The organism is Pseudoalteromonas sp. S16_S37 (genome assembly GCF_014694405.1).
Classification (GTDB): Bacteria; Pseudomonadota; Gammaproteobacteria; order Enterobacterales; family Alteromonadaceae; genus Pseudoalteromonas.
Genome location: NZ_JAAUWV010000032.1, coordinates 29,792 through 50,196 on the forward strand (window position 1 = coordinate 29,792; position 20,405 = coordinate 50,196).

Genomic DNA, 20,405 nt, shown 5'->3' on the forward strand with positions numbered 1-20,405 from the left:
AGATTAACTGCAAACTCTACGTTAAAAAACCCGAATCACTCTGATTCGGGTTTTATTTGGTATTAAGCCTTATTGAATATCATACATCATCATACACGGCTCTATTAGTTGCCTTCTTCCAATTTCCGAAGCATCATTGTCAAGTCCCATTGAGTTGAGAGACTGCGATAAGCTTTCAAACATCAGCTCAATGTTAGCGTCTGTTGCTACTCCCATTAAACTAGGTGAATCTCCAACAACTTTGCTATGTAATGTGGCTTTATCCCACACAGTTCCATCCGAAAACTCTACAAAATCTATTTGAAGGTCTGAAAATGAAGAGCTGCTATCTGAACTGTAAAAATGCTCTAAAGTGATGCTGCCAGGCTCGATAATATTTCCACTACTTGTTGTACCACCTTCAATTTCTATTACCAACTGTTGGTCAACACGTTTAAAAGTTAGCATTGAAGAGTTTATTCCTGCATTCAGTACAAGCTTATTGGTAGCACCTAGCTCTGACTCTTGCTCAGCAGTAATAACATCGTGGCCGGCACCATGATAATAGTAATAAGTGTCGGAACCACTTCCACCGGTTAAGGTTTCATCACCAGCACCTGCATAAATGCTATCATCTCCACCTCCACCGTTAAGCGAGTTCTGGCCCCAGCTACCCCAAAGTTGATCATTACCATCACCGCCAAAGAGTTCATCATTCCCTGAACTTGCTTCTAAATAGTCATCTCCGGTACCACCATAAAGTTTGTCGTTACCATTTCCGGCATATAGAGAATCGTTCCCTTCATCACCATATAAGATGTCATCGCCGCTTCCAGCAAACAGATTATCGTTTCCTGTATTACCATTGAGTATATCGTTACCCTCATCGCCGTAGAGATCATCATCACCATCACCACCTAGCAGCGTGTCATGACCTTCTTTACCATAAAGCTCATCTCTATCAGCACCACCATCTAAATGGTCATTGCCTTTGCCACCATTTAACTCGTCACGGCCATCACCACCTTCTAGGTGATCATCGCCTTCTCCACCTTCTAGTTTATCTTTGCCCGCTCCAGATTGAAGCGTATCGTTACCGCTGTCGCCTTCTAAAACATCATCACCATCACCGCCAATGAGTTCATCGTTACCAAGACCGCCAGACAATCTGTCGTTACCATTACCACCGTCAATGTAGTCATGACCATCCTGTCCATATAGATAATCATTACCTTCATCTCCAATGAGCGTGTCATCTCCACTGCCCGCTAAAATGTAATCATCACCTGAACCTCCGTGTAAAGCGTCATTACCTAAACCACCTGAAAGGCGATCATCATCTAGCCCACCGACTATTGTGTCATCGCCATCCCCACCATCGAGGTAATCTTGACCTTCACCACCATCTAGATAATCATCACCTGCAAACCCGAACATGTTGTCTCGGCCTTGTTCACCAAATAGTTTGTCATTACCGTTGCCAGCATTAATGTAATCGTCTCCTAAGCCACCATGGATCTCATCATCACCATCATGACCAAACAACCCATCACTGCCACCACGACCGTCAATGTAATCGTTTAAAGAGGTCCCTGAAATTCCCTCTCCGTTATCGGTACCTACTGGGGGTATTTTATTAACTACTGCCAAATCAAGTTGACTACCATCTGCAAATTTAATTGCCGCAAGAGTGCCTATATCAATTGCCCAATAGTAGCCTTTAATTTGTATCTCGCCACCACCACTGAGCTTGATAAGTAAATCATTAGCGCTACGTGAAAAGGTAAGGTCATTTACAGAGATATCATCGCCAAACTGGAGAACATCTATTGGTAGCTGAGTTTCTTGTGATACGGATGCACTAATTGCTAGTTCACCATCACCGCGGTTATAATGGTACGTGTCTACCCCTAAGCCACCTGCCATTGTGTCAGTACCGGCGCCGCCATATAGGTGATCGTCTCCCGCCCCACCAATTAGCTCGTCATCTCCTTCTCCACCTTTGAGTACATCATTACCAGCGCCGCCCTCTAACTTGTCATTACCTGCAAAGCCACTGATGTTATCATCTCTATCAGAACCAATAATATGGTCATCACCTGCTGTGCCATCAGGCACTCTAAAAGGTGCATCTTTGAGTTGAGCATACTCCCAGACAGTACCATCAACAAACTCTACCCTGTCTAAACGATACCTTGCATGTCCTCCTAATTCATCGAAATAGCTTTCAACTTTAATTTCATCCCCCAATTCAAATGTGAGATATAAATCATCACCAAGGCGAGAAATGCGCACATCTTCAGTCTTTATGTCACTAGCAAACACAAGCCGGTCTATTGAATTCAAATAATCATCATCGCGGTTATTAATAGCAAGCAGGCCATCTCCACGTGCATAAGTATAAGTATCGCTTCCTTTACCTCCTTCGACATAATCAGAACCCGTTCCGCCGCTAAGGTAATCATCTCCATCGCCACCTTTTAGTTCGTCGTCTCCAGCTCCGCCTACGAGAATATCATCACCGTTGGCACCGAATAAGGTATCGTTGCCTCTTCCACCATTGAGCTCGTCTACGCCTGAGTGGCCGTACACAATATCATCACCATCCAAAGCGTTAAGGGTTATCGGCTGCTCACCATCTTCTGGTAAAGAATAAGCTATCAACACGTCATTACCGTTTGACGCACTAAGCAGGGCTTCACGAACTTCTTGTGGTTTTAATGAGCTCCCATTTTCAAATTCAATGGTGAGACCTGCGTCTTCATTTCTGCGACTTGATATTGGATAAATATTAGCGTACCAACGCTCAGAGAAATAACCTTTGATAGTGATTTGCTGATCGGCTGCCAACGTTAGAACCAAATCCTCTTCAGCGCGTTGGATTTGCAAATCTGACTTCTTGATACCGCCCATAAGTACTAATTTATCGGTTCTATCGAATTGTGCATCAATGGTTAAACTGCCATCACCCTGTGAGTATTGATAAATATCACTTCCTTGACCACCTTGCATAAAGTCATTGCCTTGACCACCGATGAGCACGTCATCACCCGACCCACCATATATTGTATCATCACCCTCACCGCCAGAGATCACGTCGTTGCCACCGCGTCCATAGAGGGTGTCATTGCCTGACATACCATCTAATGCTTCGCCAATGGCAATCCCTTGAATAAGGTCATCATCATTGGTAGATGCCGTGATCATTGCCTGAATATCTTGAGGTGTCCAAACAGTGCCATCTGCAAACTCGATTGCACCAATTGACAACTTACCCTCAAAGTAAAAATCCGTTATCTTGATTTTTCCGCCATCGCTTAGCACTAGTGTTAGGCTTTCATATAAATCATTCGCGTTTAAGCCACGCTCAAATAAGATTTCACTTGGTAAAATACCTTCACCCAGCTTAATGATATTACCAACACCCACCCCGGTATTGTCTCTATCTCTAATTTCTATTGTGCCATCGCCGCGATTGTAGTGGTATACGTCATCGCCTTCACCACCTGCGAGATAGTCGTCTCCAGCACCGCCCGATAGCTCATCATTGCCTTCGCCACCATAAAGTTGGTCATCTCCTTCATCACCGTAGAGCTTATCGTCGCCTTGCCCACCTTTAATGATGTCATTTCCGCCTAAGCCGTTAATAACATCCGCAGAAGATGTACCTTCAATTTCATCATTTCCGTGCGTACCAGCTAGGTCCGCCAAGTCATCCAACAACGTCAAATCGAGCGAACCGCCATCGGCAAAAGTTACAGCTGCTAACTTGTAATAGGTGCTAGTCGACTGAGCATAAAAATTTTCAACCTTGATTTGCTCTCCTTCACCAAGAGATATAACAAGGTGCTCTCCAAAGCGTTTTAAATGTAAGTCTGACTGCTCAATACCCTCACCAAATAACAGTTCGCCTGCATTTAGTTGATTGTCGTCGCTATCATCTATTGTGAGATAGCCATCGCCTTTGTTGTAGTGATATACATCTCGACCAGTCCCCCCTATCAGCCTATCGCTGCCGGGGCCTCCGTATAACTTGTCATCACCACTACCACCATTGAGCGTATCATTACCTTCACCACCATATAAAATATCGTAACCGCCACGCCCCTCTATATAGTCATGTCCTGCTAAACCATTGATTTGATCAGCTTCGTCAAAGCCAAATATACGGTCTGCTTCACTTGTCATCGCGGTCTGTAAATAGCGTGCTTTCACATCGTCCAATTGCCAAACATCACCATTTGCAAACTGGATTTTATCTAGTGTATACCTGATATCATCGAAGTAATGGCGAACCTTTATGTATTCATCATTACCAAAAGAAAGGATTAAGTTGTCTGTGAAATTACTGGTATCGTGAATGACAACAACATCATCCATTGAAATGCCTTCAGCCAATTGCAACGTGTCATGAGCGGCTTGCGCGTTGGCTTCGTAGTTGTTAATAGTTAGCTGCCCGTCTCCTAACGCAAAGTGATAGATGTCATTACCAAAGCCACCTTCTACAGTGTCATTTCCAGCACCACCTCTAAATACATCATCTCCAGATCCACCTTTTAAGGTGTCGTTTCCGCTGCCACCTTCTAAAGTATCATGCCCTTCACCACCAAAGATCTTATCATCACCTGCGTCACCAAAAAGCAGGTCGTTATTGTAATCACCATATAAGGTGTCGTTACCATCACCGCCATGAATGGTGTCTTCACCACCAAATCCATGAATAGTGTCGTTTCCTGCCTGACCGTTGATTTCATCATCAGTCAAAAAGCCATTAATTCTATCGTCTTGTGAAGTACCATTTAAATAATTGGCTATGAGCGCCTCGTAATTTAAGACCTCACCATTTGCAAATTCAAACTCAAAGTTAACAATGGGTTGCTCTAGATGATCCGCAAAGTTTCTTATCGTTATCGTATCGCCATTACTAAGTGACAAGGTCATATATCTATGAGGGAAGCTTGGGTTTTCATTACCTTCTAGCTGTTGCTCTAAATCATCTTCTGAACCAAAGTCGATTTGTAGGTCATCTGGTGTAATGCCACTACCAAATACGATTTTGTTGACGTCGTCACTATAACTTTCGTCGTGGATTTCTAAACGACCGTCCCCAATATTAAAATGGTACGTATCAGTACCTAAGCCACCATCGGCTATATCATTACCCGCTCCGCCACTGAAACTATCATCACCTAGGTTACCAAGCAGGATGTCATCACCAACGCCGCCGTAGAGAGTGTCGTCCCCATCACCGCCAAATAGCCTATCGTTTCCAGCCTCACCTTTTAGAACATCGTTCCCTGAGTCACCATATAAGTTATCAACGCCGTCCCCACCGACAATCAAGTCATTTCCTGCACGCCCGTATACGCTGTCGTGGCCTTTACCAGCATTGAAAATATTATCTTGCTCATCTCCGTAAATATCATCATCACCGTCACTACCAGACCAATCTTTTAATTGCCTAATGACATGAGAAAACTCTACCGTGCTGCCATCGTGAAACGCTAAATGGTCCAGTTCAAACTGAGAACCTATAAATGCATTTTGCACAATCACTTGGGTGTTCAAATTGTTACTATCTATCGTGATCAGCAAACTATTACCAGTACGTTGATAGCTTATATCTTCTTTGGCAATCCCTTGTGCAAATAATATTCGCTCCAATGAGTGAGCATTATTGGTGCTCTCTATCACATCTCGACTACCATCGGCCGAGATTAGATAAGTATCATTGCCATAGCCACCAAATAGGTGGTCATCTCCCAAACCGCCTTGCAGAACATCTTCACCTAGGCCACCACTGAGTTTGTCGTTACCTAAACCTCCTGAAAGTTGGTCATCCCCTGCACCACCTTTTAATATATCGTGACCTTCATTCCCAAATAGCTGGTCATTTCCCTCGTCACCTTCAACAGTATCATCTCCTTGCCCACCAAATAGCACATCATTTCCTTGTTGACCCTTTAGAAAGTCATTGCCTGCAAGTCCATCTAAGGTGTCAGCGTCGCGGCTTCCCCAAAGTGTGTCTGACGCTTGTGTCGCCAAAGCCAACTTGTCAATAAGTTGCTGTACGCTCCAGCTAATGTCAGCGCTGTCAGGGTCAGTAAAAGTAATTTTTTCAATGGTACTATTTTCGTCAAACTGCCCTATTATGCGAATTTCATCGATGCCTTCATTGATAATGATACGCACATCTCGCTCAGTGCGAATAAGCTTAATATCCTGAGCGCGGATCCCTTGCCCAAATACTATTTCGTTTATACCTTTTTCAGCGGTATTTTCGGCAATGACATCTAACCCAAAACCTAGCTCGAAGCGGTATAGGTCATTACCTTTACCACCATCTAAAATGTCGTCACCTGCTCCGCCAATCAGCGTATCATCCCCTTGACCACCCAAAAGCGTATCTTGTGCGTCACCACCATCGAGGGTATCGTTGCCCTGCCCACCAAAAAGCAGGTCATTGTCACCTTGCCCTTGTAAATGATCGTTACCTTCATCGCCGTGCAACGTATCATTACCAGCGCCTCCAGTTAGTACATCATCACCCGCTTTACCGTATACCAAATCATCACCAGCGAGCGTATTAAAAGTATCCGCACTAGAAGTGCCGTGTATTTCATCATCGCCTTCAGTCAAGTGTTGCGTCACTGCATTAATGGTGTCAAAGTGCTCTGGTCCTACCTCTAACATGCTGCCATCGGTAAACACAATGGCATCAATGTGCCTAGCTAAACCATCCTGAGCAAAGTGAGACTCTATAAATAACCTGTCATCGGTGCCGATTATTTCTATTACTAGGTCATCACCTCTACGTAGCAAGGTAATATCGGCAAGACTAAGAGAGCCAACTATGTTAACCGTGTCACGGCGTCTATTACCTTGACTATCTAGTAATGCGTCTATATTACGGATGGTGTCTTGGCCATAGCCAATCCCAAAGCGATAAACATCGTTGCCTTCTCCACCAATCAATACATCGTTGCCTGTGCCGCCATCAATTACATCATTTCCAGCTCCTGCATCTAGCGTATCATCCCCATCTAAACCAAATATAAAGTCATCGGCATCACCTGTTGATACTTCAGGATTGAGGATGTTCTCAAGGTTTGATAACAATGCTTTGGTGAAGTCGGAGTAACCGTCTAGTTCACCTGAGTCAACTTTAGCCGTAAATTGCGCTACAAAATGCTTGAGGTGTCGGTCACTGTATGGGTCTATTCCACTGATTGCTTTAGCAATATCCGAGATGTATAACTGTGCTTTTTCAGGATGCGCATCAACATATTTAATTACACCATCAATTGCATAGTCAAAATTTGCGTGCCATTGCTCTGTTGCTTCATCTTTCGACCAATCTACCTGACTGAAAAAGTTCTCTAAAAAACTGCTTGCTGCAAGCTTAAAAAACAACTTATCTGACCACTTCGCAAAAATGGCTTCGTATTCACGCGCATAGTCCATACCCGTTCCTTGTGGATCAGGAATTTCAAAGCCATAAAACTGCGCTAATGCCTTAATTTTTCTTCTATCGATCGGCGATTGATAGTAATTGCCACCTTCACTGTCAGTTTGACCTGTCCAGCGGTAAATCACCTTGTTCAGTAACTCTTGCCTCCGCTGAGCGTTACCCGCATTAACAAAGCCCTCGACCAGTTCTTTAAGCTGTCCAGACGTATCATTTGCCATGGTTTCATGCAGTGAGCGCACATTGCCATAACCTCTAGCATTGGGCAGTGCCGCAATATGTTCTGGTGCTACAAACGGAGTGAGTTGCGTTTGCGTTAAGTTAACATCAAACCACACATCATTCATTGCACGAACCTGACCGTCATTGGTTGTAAAAAAACCAAGTTGACGGTGCTCGTTATTATGATTATCTATGATTTCTGAGTGTTGGTGAGATAGAGATATACTGCCCACGCCAGCTTCTTCAAGCGTTAGCAGCTCACCGTCATCGGTTTTGCCATTTTGGTTTTTATCTTGAAAAACACGCAAGCGGGAAAACACGGTATCGTTGCTATCAATCACCCCATCGCCATTGCTGTCATACTCGGCCAGTGCAACAAAGCCATTTTCGGCCTTTTGACCATTAGCTAGGATAGTATGGCTACCAAACAGCTCTTGACCGTCAGTAATTTTACCGTCGCCATTTAAATCAATGGCTAACAACCCATCATCCGCGCCAGCAAAGCCAGACAACTCGCGAATACCATCACCTTCGTGATCAAAGTAAATCCCTTGCTCGTGACCCACCGTTTCAACCCCGTCACCATCTAAGTCTAAAACAAGCGGTGAAGCTGGCTGAGGGGTGGGTGTACGCGGTGGTGCTTTGGGTGTTGCTGTTTCAGCCACGCCAAACTCAGAGTATGACGCCATAGCGGTTTCAAATGACGCGTTACCGTTACCAGCTGTCATGTAATTTACACTTAACACCTTGCCAGATATGGCATCCATCATCCTGTCGTACCAACCATCTATAGAACGGTCAATATTGCTAATGCGCTCTAGTATGTCGCCTGCTTGATTAGCCATCCAATCTGAAAAACTGTCAAAAGAGTCACCTAAAGAAGCTTGTACATCATCGTATACTTGGTCGAGAAACTCAGCACTTGTATCTAGTGCATTATTAACATGTTCCGTCATCTCTAACTTATCCCAGGCGACAGACACACCATATGCAGCTGCTGCACCAACCACCGCAGCCCCAATAACTGGTAAACTTGCAGAAAATACGTATGCCCCAAGAACACCCCCAGCAAACCCAGCTAATCCTCCTACTAGCGTTTTTAGGCTACCAGCTATTTCACCTTCTGTTTTTACATTGACCGTCAAATCCAATACCGTCAGCGGCCCTGTTTTAGTGTATTTGATAAACCTTTGAAATGCGGCCACTTCTTGTGCTGATAATTTATTAACTGAAAGTTGCTCAAAAATTGAAAGAAATGAGTCTAGCGCACCTTGTACAGCGGTGATCTCATTCCCCCAAGTATCTGGACGATAAGGCTTAGCAGTCACCGCATTCGCGACAGTGTCTAACTGAGGGTCAAAGTGCACCAGTACATTATCTGCATCAACACCACCAACTAATCCAGTATCAATCGCCTGCTCTGAACCAGCTGGCCCCCCTTCTGTTATAGTGCCATCAGTATTGATCCAACGTTTGGTCCCATCTGGCAAGGTGTATTGCCGTGGGATAACAGGTATTGCTAAATTATATTCTTGGAAATATCTATGATTTAAAAAATCCATTTAAATAACCCTCGTAAAAACAATAAAAACTCACTTTTCACAATAAAAAAGTGAAGAAAAAAACACAAAAACAAACCTCGAGTAAAAATTAATTAAATTCCCCACCATTACAAAAAACAAAATCAAACTTGGAGCCCCAATCACGAGCAAAACCTCCATAGATTCATATATAAAAAAGCCCCCAAAACCATCACTAGAGCTTGCAACACCCATAGAAAAAAAATGGTAATACACATACCAGAAAACAAAATGCAAACCTATGTAGATAATAAAAATACGAATTAAACAATATGACAATGACTTCCCTTTAAAATCATTATTAATTTTATTAATTAAAGTAGAAAACTCACCAAAAATCAGACCATATAAAATCATTGGTACAGAAAACATCACCCACACGGTATAAATAGCACCGTGATAAAGTCTCATCGACCCCGATGCTTTTGCTTGCTCTTCCAGCACTGGATTAAAACTGCTATGCCAATTAACAATGGCTTCAAGCCACTTCGGATACCCATCTACACCACCCGAAGCAATATATGCCTGAGGATCAATCAACACGTAATAAATCAAAAAATGCAGCAAAATAAATAAAGACAACATAGCGTATAAAAAATAGTTGGCTTTTTTTATATCTATACCAGTAACCGAATACGGCTTCTGAATTTCTTCCAAAAAACGTTGTTTAAAAGACATATTTCCTCTCATTAAGCTAGCAAATATAAAAAGCTAAAAACCACCACTACTCCCCTTTATTATTTGCTTTATACAATCGACTCAAAGCAAAAAACACAACACCATATATAAAAAACAAAAAGGAAAATAAAATCCAAACAGTGTATAGCGCAATACTGTAAGGGTTCGTTCTAAACGATGCGTGTATGTAAGGTGCTAAGTTCGGCAGATGAGCACAGTAATAATCAACAAGCTCGATATACCCTATTAGATAACCTGATTGACCAGCACTGCGCATATATTCCGTTGGCTCTATCAAATAAACGTAAATAGCAATGTGCAAAAGTAAAAACATGAATAACAGAATAAAAAGGCACACAAGCCTTATCTTGGTTAAGTTAACGCGTTCTTCATTCACCTGCGATGAGCGCTCAAAAATTTGCGTCCAAAACATCTTCTCTTTCCTTAAGGTTGTGCCTACGACAATATCTGTATCAACGTTCTCTTGCGCCTTCGTGTGCATGCTGAATAATCGGAGAGAGTAAAAACTCCACAATATAACGTTGCCCTGTTTTTACTTCTGCTGTTACATTCATCCCTGCGCTCAAAGGAACTTCTCTACCATCTACATTGAGGGACTGCTTATCAAGCTTCACTTTTATTGGAAAAATCAAACCTAATTGTTCGTGCTCTACAGCATCGGTAGAGACATCAATTAGAGTCCCTTCAATCACCCCGTACCGCGTAAATGGAAAGCTCTCTACTTTTACTTCAACGCTTTGCCCAGCATAAGCAAAACCAATGTCTTTGTTGAGTAACCCTGCATCTACGATTAATTCATCATCTTCAGGAATAATGCGCATAAGCTCTTGTGCAGGTGTAACAACTTCGCCTAACGTTGTTACGGTCAAGTTTTCAACTGTGCCGGATACAGGCGCTCTTAATTGCATCTTTTGTTCTAAAAACCGGCTTTTTACAAGATCTTCGCTAATTTGGTGATATTGAACCTGTAGTTGGTTAATTTGCGCCAGTGTATTTTGTATCGCTTCAGCTTGCTTTTGCTGCAAGTTACTATTGGCACTTGCTACTGCAGCTCTAAGGCGTTTAACATTCGCGCTTTCAATAGGTAGCTGTGCCTCTAGAGCCAATGCCTCTTGCTTCAACGCCAAATATTCTTCCCTAGAGACCATTTTGCTACTTTGTAGTTTTTCTAAAGAATCTGTGCGCTCCTGCAACAAAGGCAGGGTTTTTTCTATTTTAACTTTACTTAGCTGGGCTGACTGAAGTTCAGCCTCAAGGCGTGCCACCTCTGAGCTCAACATACTTATCTGGGTCTCATGAAGCCGCTTTTCGCTGTTTAGTAGTCTAGCTTGCTCACTCGTCAGCTGTGGCAAACTCTGTGCTGACTTGTTTTCTAACCAATTGCTGTATTGAGTTAACCGATAAATTTGCTGTTGCAAGTCACTTTGCTGATGCGCTAGATTTCGACTTTGAGCAGCGTTTATTGCAGGGTCTAATTCAAGCAATAAGTCTCCTTTATTTACCTTTTGTCCCTCATAAGTATAAATTTTAGAAATAACGCCAGACTCCATCGGCTGAACCGTTTTAACACGCTGTTTTGGAACAACTTTACCTGTTGCAGTTGCAACAATATCAATGGGGCTCAAACATATCCACGTAATACCGACTATCAGCAGTGAAACTAACGTCCACACAATACCACGAGCCAGCTTAGGTGGAGGGGCCGCCTGAATTTCCAGCGCTGCTGGTAAAAATTCATAATCAATAACACGAGACTTCATACAGGCTGCCTTTTAAGTTTAGTTTCGCCAAATTGCAGTTGATAAAGGTAATGGTAATGCCCTTGTGAGGCTAATAGCTCTATATGCGTTCCCTTCTCTACAATTCTTCCTCTATCTAATACAACTATCCTGTCTGCATGCTGTACTGCGCTTAAACGATGCGCAATAATAAACACCGTTCTGCCCTGACTTATCTGCTGCATATTCTGCTGGATAATCCGCTCTGATTCGTAATCAAGCGCGCTCGTCGCTTCATCGAATATTAAAATAGAGGGGTCGGTGAGGAGTGCTCGTGCAATCGCGATGCGTTGCTTTTGTCCACCCGAGAGGTTAGCACCTTGTTCGCCAACTTCTGTATCGTATGCGTGGGGTAACTCCAAAATAAAGTCATGAGCACCAGCTAATTTTGCCGCTTTTATAACTCGACCTAGAGACGCTGAAGGATCACTAAGTGCAATGTTGTCTCTTACACTGGCGTTAAAAAGGAAGTTTTCTTGTAACACCACCCCCACTTTTTGCCTAAGCCAACTTGGGTTGATCAGTGAAAGGTCTACATTATCAACTAACACTCGACCTGAACTCACTAAATATAGCCGCTGAACTAATTTAGTTAATGAGCTTTTTCCAGACCCTGATCTGCCAACAATACCAATCACTTCACCTGCATTAATTTCAAGGTTAATATCACTTAGAACATTTGGGCGTTCTGGAGAGTAGCTAAAGCTCACATGCTCAAAACGTACCGAGCCATTGAGCTGAGGTAATGAAAGTTTGTTTTTCTCACCACTTTCAACGGGAGAGTTAAGTATGTCTCCTAGTCTTTCAACAGATATTTTCGCTTGTTGAAAGTCTTGCCAAAGGTTTGCAAATCGCATTATTGGAGCTGTAACTCTCTGTGCTAGTAAGTTAAAAGCAATAAATTGACCGATTGATAAATCACCGTCTGTTACCGCAATTGCACCAAAATATAGAATGAGCAAACCGGTTAGTTTGGTTATAAAAGAAGAACATTGACCATAAATATTATTTAACTGCCCAGCTTTAAAAGAAACACCGACGTAATCAGCTAATTTATCCTCCCATTTACTGCGCATTTGAGGTTCAATTGCAAGAGATTTTACCGTTTCTATCCCATAAACGGATTCAACCAAAAATGAATGATTTTCAGCGCTTCGTTGGAATTTTTGCTCTAAATTGTGTCTCAGTTTGGGGCCTAAGATGAGTGCAATAGCAAAATAAAATGGCAAGCTCCCAACAACAATCCAAGTCAGAACTGGCGCGTAGTAAAACATGACCGCGAAAAATACCAGTGTAAATAGCATGTCTAGCACCACAGTCAAAGCCGACCCCGTCATAAAGTCTCGAATGGTGTCTAACTCTTTTAACCTAGCAACCGTATCACCGACTCTGCGTGACTTAAAAAAAGCAATAGGCAGCTTCAGCATATGGTCATACAGCAAAGAACCCAGCTCTACGTCTACCCGATTAGTCGTGTGGCTAAATAGGTAGCCACGTAAACCGCTCAGTATTACCTCAAAAATAATGACAAATAGAAAGCCAATTGCTAATACATCAAGCGTGGTCATTCCTTTATGGACCATCACCTTATCAATAGCGACTTGAAAGAATATTGGGGATGCAAGCGCAAGTAATTGAATGAAGAATGACGCAATTAGTACATCGGTAAAAAAGCGCTTGTACTTAGCCATCACAGGTAAAAACCATTTGAAACCAAAGCGTGCGGCTTGTGTAAGCAAGCCTTGCCGTGGAGTAAGCATCAATAGCTGTTGCTCATAGCTTTCATAAAACGACTCTCTGGATACTAGCTGTGCAGGCCTATTGGCAGTAACATCTTGCACCAGCAATCCCTTATCCGAGCAATTTACAATGAGCACAAAGTGCCCCTTAACATGTTTTGCAATCACTGGAAATATTTTCTGGTTTAGCACTGAAACTGGAGTTGTTTTAAACTTAGCTCTAAACCCTAGTGACTTTGCGGCTCGAATAATCTGAATGTTAACAAACTTAGGTTCTCTAAGTTTAGGGTCTGTAAAGTTGCGCCGCAATTCGTCAATATTGACGGCACGTTTATGAAGCCTGCCCGCCAAAGCGAGACAAACAAGTCCAGATTCGAACTGCTGATAGGTTTTATCGTCCATGATTTGCGTCTTCTATATGTTGTAAGTGAACATTTGACTTTGTGAATGCAGTTATAACCATTGCGTCCCTCCCGTAATTAGGGACTAGTCTAACATAGCAAAATAACGATCAACACAAAGCTAACACTCTGAATTTAAAAACAAAAAACAACACTTCATTAATTGTAAACTCCATTTTTTCACACAAATTCAAACTTTCGTTTAAGCTAAAAAATGAGTCGCTTATAATACATCCGTATAATGTTTAAAGTTCACTCAAAAGTTTGTCTGTCACTGTACGCATCTAACAAAACTATAGCCCTAGTGTTAATAAATAACTTTATAACCAACATAACTGCAAAACTAAAATCACAATAAAGATTATCAAATGCGCTATTTCTCAAACGTAATTTTGATTGTTAACTCTTTGCCCTCTAGAAAAACAAAAAACCCGAGCTAAGCTCGGGTTTTTACTAAATATCTAGCTATTAAAACTTCGGACCACCGCCGCCCATCATGCCTGGCGGTAACATGCCTTTCATGCCGCGCATCATTTTCATCATGCCGCCTTTGCCTTTCATCTTCTTCATCATTTTTTGCATTTGCGTAAATTGCTTCAGCAGCTTGTTGATGTCTTGCACTTGTGTACCAGAACCCGCTGCAATGCGTTTTTTGCGTGAACCTTTGATGATCTCAGGGCGTTCGCGCTCTTTTGGCGTCATTGAGCTGATGATTGCTTCCATTTGGTTAAAGGTTTTATCACCCATTTGGCCTTTTACTGCATCTGGTAGGTTATTCATGCCTGGTAGTTTTTCAAGCATCGACATCATGCCGCCCATGTTCTTCATTTGGCGTAGCTGCTCTGCAAAATCTTCTAGTGTAAACCCGTCACCTTTGAAGACTTTTTCAGCTACTTTGGCGGCTTTTTCTTTATCAACTTTCATCTCAACTTCTTCGATAAGCGACAATACGTCACCCATGCCAAGAATTCGAGAAGCAATACGGTCTGGATGGAAAGGTTCTAACGCGTCAGTGCGCTCACCCACACCAATAAATTTGATTGGTTTGCCTGTAATATGACGAATTGACAGCGCCGCACCACCACGGGCATCACCATCGGTTTTAGTCAAAATCACACCGGTCAGCGGTAACGCCTCGTCAAATGCTTTGGCGGTATTCGCTGCATCTTGGCCGGTCATAGAGTCCACAACAAACAACGTCTCTATCGGTTTGATGGCAGCGTGAAGCGCTTTAATCTCATCCATCATGTCGTTGTCTACGTGCAAACGACCCGCGGTGTCAACAAGCACTACATCGATGAATTTTTTCTTCGCGTGGCTAATTGCGTTGGTAGCAATGTCTACAGGCTTTTGTGAAATGTCACTTGGGAAGAATTCTACATTTACTTCGCTGGCCAATGTTTCAAGCTGTTTAATTGCCGCGGGGCGGTATACGTCGGCACTGACCACAAGTACAGATTTTTTCTTGCGCTCTTTTAAAAACTTAGCCAATTTACCGATGCTGGTGGTTTTACCCGCACCTTGCAGGCCCGCCATCATCACCACTGCTGGTGGTTGTGCCGCTAGGTTAAGCTCTTCATTTGACTCGCCCATGGCTTTTTCAAGCTCTTCGCGAACAATTTTAATGAAGACCTGACCTGGGCTTAAACTTTTGGTTACCTCAACGCCAACCGCTCGTTCTTTTACTTGTTTAACAAACTCACGAACCACAGGTAATGCGACATCGGCCTCAAGCAGCGCCATACGTACTTCGCGCAGAGTATCTTTAATATTATCTTCGGTTAGGCGGCCCCTGCCGCTGATGTTTTTAAGCGTTTTACCTAAACGTTCCTGGAGGTTTTCAAACATGTATTAGGTTCCAATAAATCGTAATTGTTTGGCATTATACTGATATGGCCCCTACTAATACAGTGTTCAAGTGCATACAAAGTTTCTTTTTGGAAACTCTATGCAAGAAGCAGTGCTTAAAATACAATAGCTTTCATAAAGGAAATTTATTAGTAGGCACACTTTAATGTTGATTGTTAGCTTGTCTTTATTTGCCAGCCTGTTTTATGTACTTGCAACAGGTCATGTTTTATCGAGGCTATTTCACAAAGAAGGGCCAAGCCAAAAGCTCACAATTATATTAAGTACACTGGCGATTTTGTCTCATATGTTGTTGTTGGTAAATTCCGTATTCACCAATGATGGACAAGATTTAAGTACCGTGAATGTCGCCTTGCTCACCTGCTGGGTTATCGTGGTTAGTGTTACTACCGTCTCATTGCGATTTCCTGCAACCTTATTGCTGCCTGTGGTGTATGGCTTTGCAGCACTACTGCTAGTAGCCAGCTTGTTTATTCCGCACCATATTATAATGCAAACCATCAATGTCGATTTAGGACTTGTGGTACACATTTCGCTGTCATTGCTGGCGTACTGTGTACTCATCATTGCAACCCTCTACGCCGTGCAATTCTTTTATATTGATAACCGACTCAAGCACAAAGATTTAGCCATTATGCACAGTCACCTGCCACCGCTTATGCAAGTTGAAAGACAGTTATATCAGCTACTTACCATAGGCACCGCGTTACTTACCTTAGCGCTATTGTCGGGCTTTGTATTTTTAGATGGGATGTTTGCTAAAGAGTTTATTCACAAAACGGTTTTATCGTTAGTGGCGTGGACAATATTTGCAGCAGCAACCTTAGGGCATCATAAATTTGGCTGGCGTGGTAAAGCTGTGGTAGTTTCAATTATGGCCGCTTCTGGATTGATTACATTGGCTTATTTTGGCAGTCGATTTATTCAAGAGGTCATCCTAGGGAAGTTTTAGCTTGACTCTTATCGCCAGCTAACGCTTAATACACGCTCGTAAGTTTGAAAGGGATCCACTGTTGGACGACATATCAACAAGCACCTTATTTATAATATTGGGCTTGCTTATCATGGCCTCGGGCTATTTTTCTAGCTCTGAAACGGGGATCATGTCAATAAATCGCATTCGATTGCGACACTTAGAAAAAGAAAACCACCGGGCAGCAAAACGTGTAAGTAAACTGCTACGACGCCCTGATAGGCTTATCGGCCTGATCCTCATCGGTAATAACCTCGTTAATATTGCAGCTGCGCAAGTTGCCACCATTATAGGTTTACGCTTATACGGTGATATGGGTATTGCCATCGCTACTTTTGTATTAACACTCGTGGTACTGATATTTGCTGAAGTTACGCCAAAAACACTCGCTGCTTTATACCCTGAAAAAGTCGCTTTCCCAAGTTCGATTATTTTGAAAGGGTTACTTAAGGTACTGTTTCCATTGGTTGTCACGGTTAATTGGATCACCAACGGCATGCTTAAATTATTTGGTATTTCAAGCAAACAAATTGAAGAGCATAGTTTAAGCAAAGAAGAGCTAAAAACCGTGGTGAATGAGTCAAGTGCGCTACTGCCGTCTAATCACCAAAACATGCTGACTTCTATTTTAGACTTAGAGCAAGTAACTGTTGAAGATATTATGATCCCGCGCAACGAGATCAATGCCATTGATATCAACGATGATTGGAAAGATATTTCGCGCCAGCTTACCCATGCTCAACATACTCGCGTGTTACTGTACCGTGACCAAATTGACGATGCGGTTGGCTTTATTCACTCTCGTGATGCCTTGCGCCTGCTCACAAAAGAACAATTTGATAAGCCTTCTTTGTTACGTGCCGTACGCGAAATTTACTACATTCCTGAAGGCACCTCACTTAATACACAATTGCTTAAGTTCCAACAAAGCAAAGAGCGAATTGGCTTGGTGGTTGATGAATACGGCGATATTCAAGGTCTGGTAACACTTGAAGACATTCTTGAAGAAGTGGTTGGTGACTTTACGACTACCCAAACGCCTGCAGCCAGCGAAGAAGTAAACGTACAAAGCGATGGCTCAGTACTGGTTGATGGTGCAGCTAATATCCGCGATATCAATAAAGAAATGAATTGGGAATTACCTACTGAGGGCCCCAAAACACTCAGCGGCCTAATTGTTGAATATCTTGAAGATATCCCAGATGCGCCACTTAGCTTAGTGATTGTCGACTACCAAATGGAAGTGGTAGAGCTCAAAGAAAACATGGTTAAACTGGTTAAAGTGATTAAGCGCTAACTTTTGACCAAACCCATACAAAAAACCGAGTACTAACGGCTCGGTTTTTTGTTTTATTCAAGCCACAAAATTGAAACAATAGAGTCACACAAATATCATTAAGCTATGTTTGACTGTCCCCTTTTTAAGATTAATAAAAACACCAAGGGGCTCACATGTTAGACCGTTCATTCAAACACTCTTTAAAACATTCTCTAATCGCACTTTCAATTACCACCATTTTGGCTGGCTGTTCACTGGATGGCGATGATGGTAAAAATGGCAATCAAGGACCACAAGGCGTTGCAGGCGAGCAAGGACCAGCAGGCAATAATGGAGCTAATGGACAAAATGGTACGGATGGGCAAAATGGCGTAGACGGTCAAAATGGTAAAGATGCCAATCGACTGCTTGATATTCAATTGGTTGGTCGAGCCGTACTCAATGCACAAAGCCCCGAAGGTGCGGCAGAAATCGTGGCATATCAAGCCGCTAAAAAATGGATCTACGCCATTAACAGCTCAGGCGAACAAGCCGTTGTTGATATCATTCCTGCAACAACTTTTGACAGCACAGCCCTTGCTAGAAACAACGAAAACATTACCACCAGCACCAATTTAAGTAGCACTTTTACGCTCAAATTGAATGAGCGCACGCCAGGGGATGCAAACAGCATTGCTATTGACAGTAACAACCAACTGTTAGCGGTCGCGATGGCGTCAAAAACCATTGGCGAAGCAGGTCAAATCGCGTTTTATAATATTGCAGGAAACACACCGGTATTTATCAAAAATGTTCAAGTTGGCGCGCTGCCCGACATGGTAACTTTTAGCCATGATGGCACTAAAGTGGTGGTGGCTAACGAAGGCGAACCTGCTGGCGACTATAGCGTTGATCCTGAGGGCACCATTAGCGTGATTAACATCACTAATGGCACAATTGCCGAAACCGCTACACACATTGACTTTAAAGCATTTAACGACAAGCAAGCAGAACTTGAAGCGCAAGGCATGGTATTTGCCAATCCAACAGGCCGTACCATCAACGGCAAACTTATCAACACCACAGTTGCAATGGACCTTGAGCCTGAGTATGTAAGCATCTCCAAAGACAACCGCTATGCGTATGTCTCTATTCAAGAAAACAATGCCATTGCGGTTGTTGATTTAACCGATAACAGCGTAAAGCTGATGGGCCTTGGATTTAAAGATTGGTCAGAGCTGACCATGGATGCCTCTGACAAAGATGGCAAAATTAATTTCAGAAAATACCCTGGCTTGTATGGCATGTACCAACCCGACACCATCACCAACTTCACTTGGAAAGGTGCTAATTTTATCGTCAGTGCCAATGAAGGGGATGGTCGTGAATACTTTTTTGATACAAAAGATGAAGCTGAATGTACGGCAAAAGGTGGCTTAGATTACGATAAAGACGATGGCTGCCTAGCTTACGTTGACGAAAGCCGCGCTAAAAAACTGACCCTTGCCGATAACTTTGCTTATCTGAACAACGATGATGACGACATCGGCCGCTTAAAAGTCACCACGGTGAAAGGTGATAACAATAACGATGGTCAATACGAGCAGCTATATACCTACGGTGCTCGCTCCTTCACCATTTGGGATAGCAATGGCATGGTGGTCTTTGACTCTGGCGACCAAATTGAACGCATCACCGCATCAATCCATGGCAGTGCATTTAACAACGACGAAGATACAAACGAAGGTGATACCCGCTCTGATGCCAAAGGCCCTGAACCTGAAGCGCTGGCATTAGGTAAAATAGGTGAGCGCTTATTTGCATTTGTAGGCCTAGAGCGCATGGGTGGCGTAATGGTGTACGATATCACCAACCCGTATGATGTTAAGTTTGCTGACTATTTCTACAACCGCGGCACGGTTGAAGGCGCTGATATTAGCGGCGATTTGGCACCTGAAGGCATGACCTTTGTACCAGCAGAGCAAAGCGCAACAGGCAAGCCACTATTGATCGTGGGTAATGAGATCTCAGGCTCAGTGGCTGTATGGCAAATCGCGTTAAAAGACTAAGTGCAAAAGGTTAAGGCAACGTTCTACACATCAGGTGGCGATTCGCTTAACTGACCTACATAACTCAGTCGGTTAGATAAGCCAAAGGCGCCATCTAACAATAATACAGGACAGAGCCACAAACGTCGGGTGGCGCTTCGCTTAACCGACCTACATAGTCGATTCTGAAAAACTCGGTTTTTCAAAAAACTGAGGTTGTTCAATTTGGATTGCTATCTTTAGATTCGGTTAACCATCTAACGTTATTGTTGTTGATTTTCACGTGCCAATGGCGCACATAGCCAACATAAAATCCAGACGTAAAAAAGCCTTAATAGGCTTAGGATTTTTCTAAAGTTTTGGCCCACACCCGCTAGAATGGCATTGAGTT

9 protein-coding genes are annotated in these 20,405 nt (G+C 42.9%); 3 read left to right on the forward strand and 6 right to left on the reverse strand.

The features are described 5' to 3' along the window. Positions 1 to 69: 69 nt before the first annotated feature. The 6 genes from HC733_RS23175 to ffh form a co-directional block, all read right to left on the reverse strand. Positions 70 to 9,231 carry a calcium-binding protein gene (locus tag HC733_RS23175; RefSeq protein ID WP_238937553.1) on the reverse strand — a complete coding sequence of 3,054 codons (9,162 nt, stop codon included), beginning with the start codon at positions 9,229 to 9,231 and terminating at the stop codon, positions 70 to 72. A gap of 30 nt (positions 9,232 to 9,261) precedes the next feature. Continuing rightward, the gene (locus HC733_RS14110) at positions 9,262 to 9,927 is read right to left on the reverse strand and encodes a hypothetical protein (protein WP_190365670.1); all 666 of its coding nucleotides are present in this window, start codon (positions 9,925 to 9,927) and stop codon (positions 9,262 to 9,264) included. 46 nt (positions 9,928 to 9,973) lie between these two features. Continuing rightward, positions 9,974 to 10,360 (reverse strand): hypothetical protein, encoded by a 387-nt coding sequence (locus HC733_RS14115; RefSeq protein ID WP_190365671.1) that lies wholly within the window; start codon positions 10,358 to 10,360, stop codon positions 9,974 to 9,976. Between the two features lie 40 nt (positions 10,361 to 10,400). Beyond that, entirely contained in the window at positions 10,401 to 11,708 is a 1,308-nt protein-coding gene (locus tag HC733_RS14120) for an HlyD family type I secretion periplasmic adaptor subunit (RefSeq protein ID WP_190365672.1), read from the reverse strand. Beyond that, a complete protein-coding gene (locus HC733_RS14125; protein WP_190365673.1) occupies positions 11,705 to 13,867 on the reverse strand; it encodes a type I secretion system permease/ATPase in 2,163 nt (720 codons plus the stop codon). Before HC733_RS14125 ends, HC733_RS14120 begins: the two co-directional genes overlap by 4 nt. Positions 13,868 to 14,334: 467 nt before the next feature. Next, entirely contained in the window at positions 14,335 to 15,714 is a 1,380-nt protein-coding gene (gene ffh, locus HC733_RS14130) for a signal recognition particle protein (protein WP_190365674.1), read from the reverse strand. Between the two features lie 166 nt (positions 15,715 to 15,880). Between ffh and HC733_RS14135 the strand changes: the two genes are divergently transcribed. From HC733_RS14135 to HC733_RS14145, 3 genes are all read left to right on the forward strand, one after another. Beyond that, positions 15,881 to 16,687 carry a cytochrome C assembly family protein gene (locus HC733_RS14135; protein WP_190365675.1) on the forward strand — a complete coding sequence of 269 codons (807 nt, stop codon included), beginning with the start codon at positions 15,881 to 15,883 and terminating at the stop codon, positions 16,685 to 16,687. 61 nt (positions 16,688 to 16,748) lie between these two features. After that, a complete protein-coding gene (locus HC733_RS14140) occupies positions 16,749 to 18,005 on the forward strand; it encodes an HlyC/CorC family transporter (protein WP_190365676.1) in 1,257 nt (418 codons plus the stop codon). A gap of 155 nt (positions 18,006 to 18,160) precedes the next feature. Next, a complete protein-coding gene (locus HC733_RS14145; protein WP_190365677.1) occupies positions 18,161 to 20,035 on the forward strand; it encodes a choice-of-anchor I family protein in 1,875 nt (624 codons plus the stop codon). Positions 20,036 to 20,405 lie beyond the last annotated feature (370 nt).

What these genes read in the sequence shown, in the direction of transcription:
- HC733_RS23175 (WP_238937553.1), bottom strand. Translation starts at nt 9,231, where the DNA reads ATGGATTTTTTAAATCATAGATATTTCCAAGAATATAATTTAGCAATA.
- HC733_RS14110 (WP_190365670.1), bottom strand. Translation starts at nt 9,927, where the DNA reads ATGTCTTTTAAACAACGTTTTTTGGAAGAAATTCAGAAGCCGTATTCG.
- HC733_RS14115 (WP_190365671.1), bottom strand. Translation starts at nt 10,360, where the DNA reads ATGTTTTGGACGCAAATTTTTGAGCGCTCATCGCAGGTGAATGAAGAA.
- HC733_RS14120 (WP_190365672.1), bottom strand. Translation starts at nt 11,708, where the DNA reads ATGAAGTCTCGTGTTATTGATTATGAATTTTTACCAGCAGCGCTGGAA.
- HC733_RS14125 (WP_190365673.1), bottom strand. Translation starts at nt 13,867, where the DNA reads ATGGACGATAAAACCTATCAGCAGTTCGAATCTGGACTTGTTTGTCTC.
- ffh (WP_190365674.1), bottom strand. Translation starts at nt 15,714, where the DNA reads ATGTTTGAAAACCTCCAGGAACGTTTAGGTAAAACGCTTAAAAACATC.
- HC733_RS14135 (WP_190365675.1), top strand. Translation starts at nt 15,881, where the DNA reads ATGTTGATTGTTAGCTTGTCTTTATTTGCCAGCCTGTTTTATGTACTT.
- HC733_RS14145 (WP_190365677.1), top strand. Translation starts at nt 18,161, where the DNA reads ATGTTAGACCGTTCATTCAAACACTCTTTAAAACATTCTCTAATCGCA.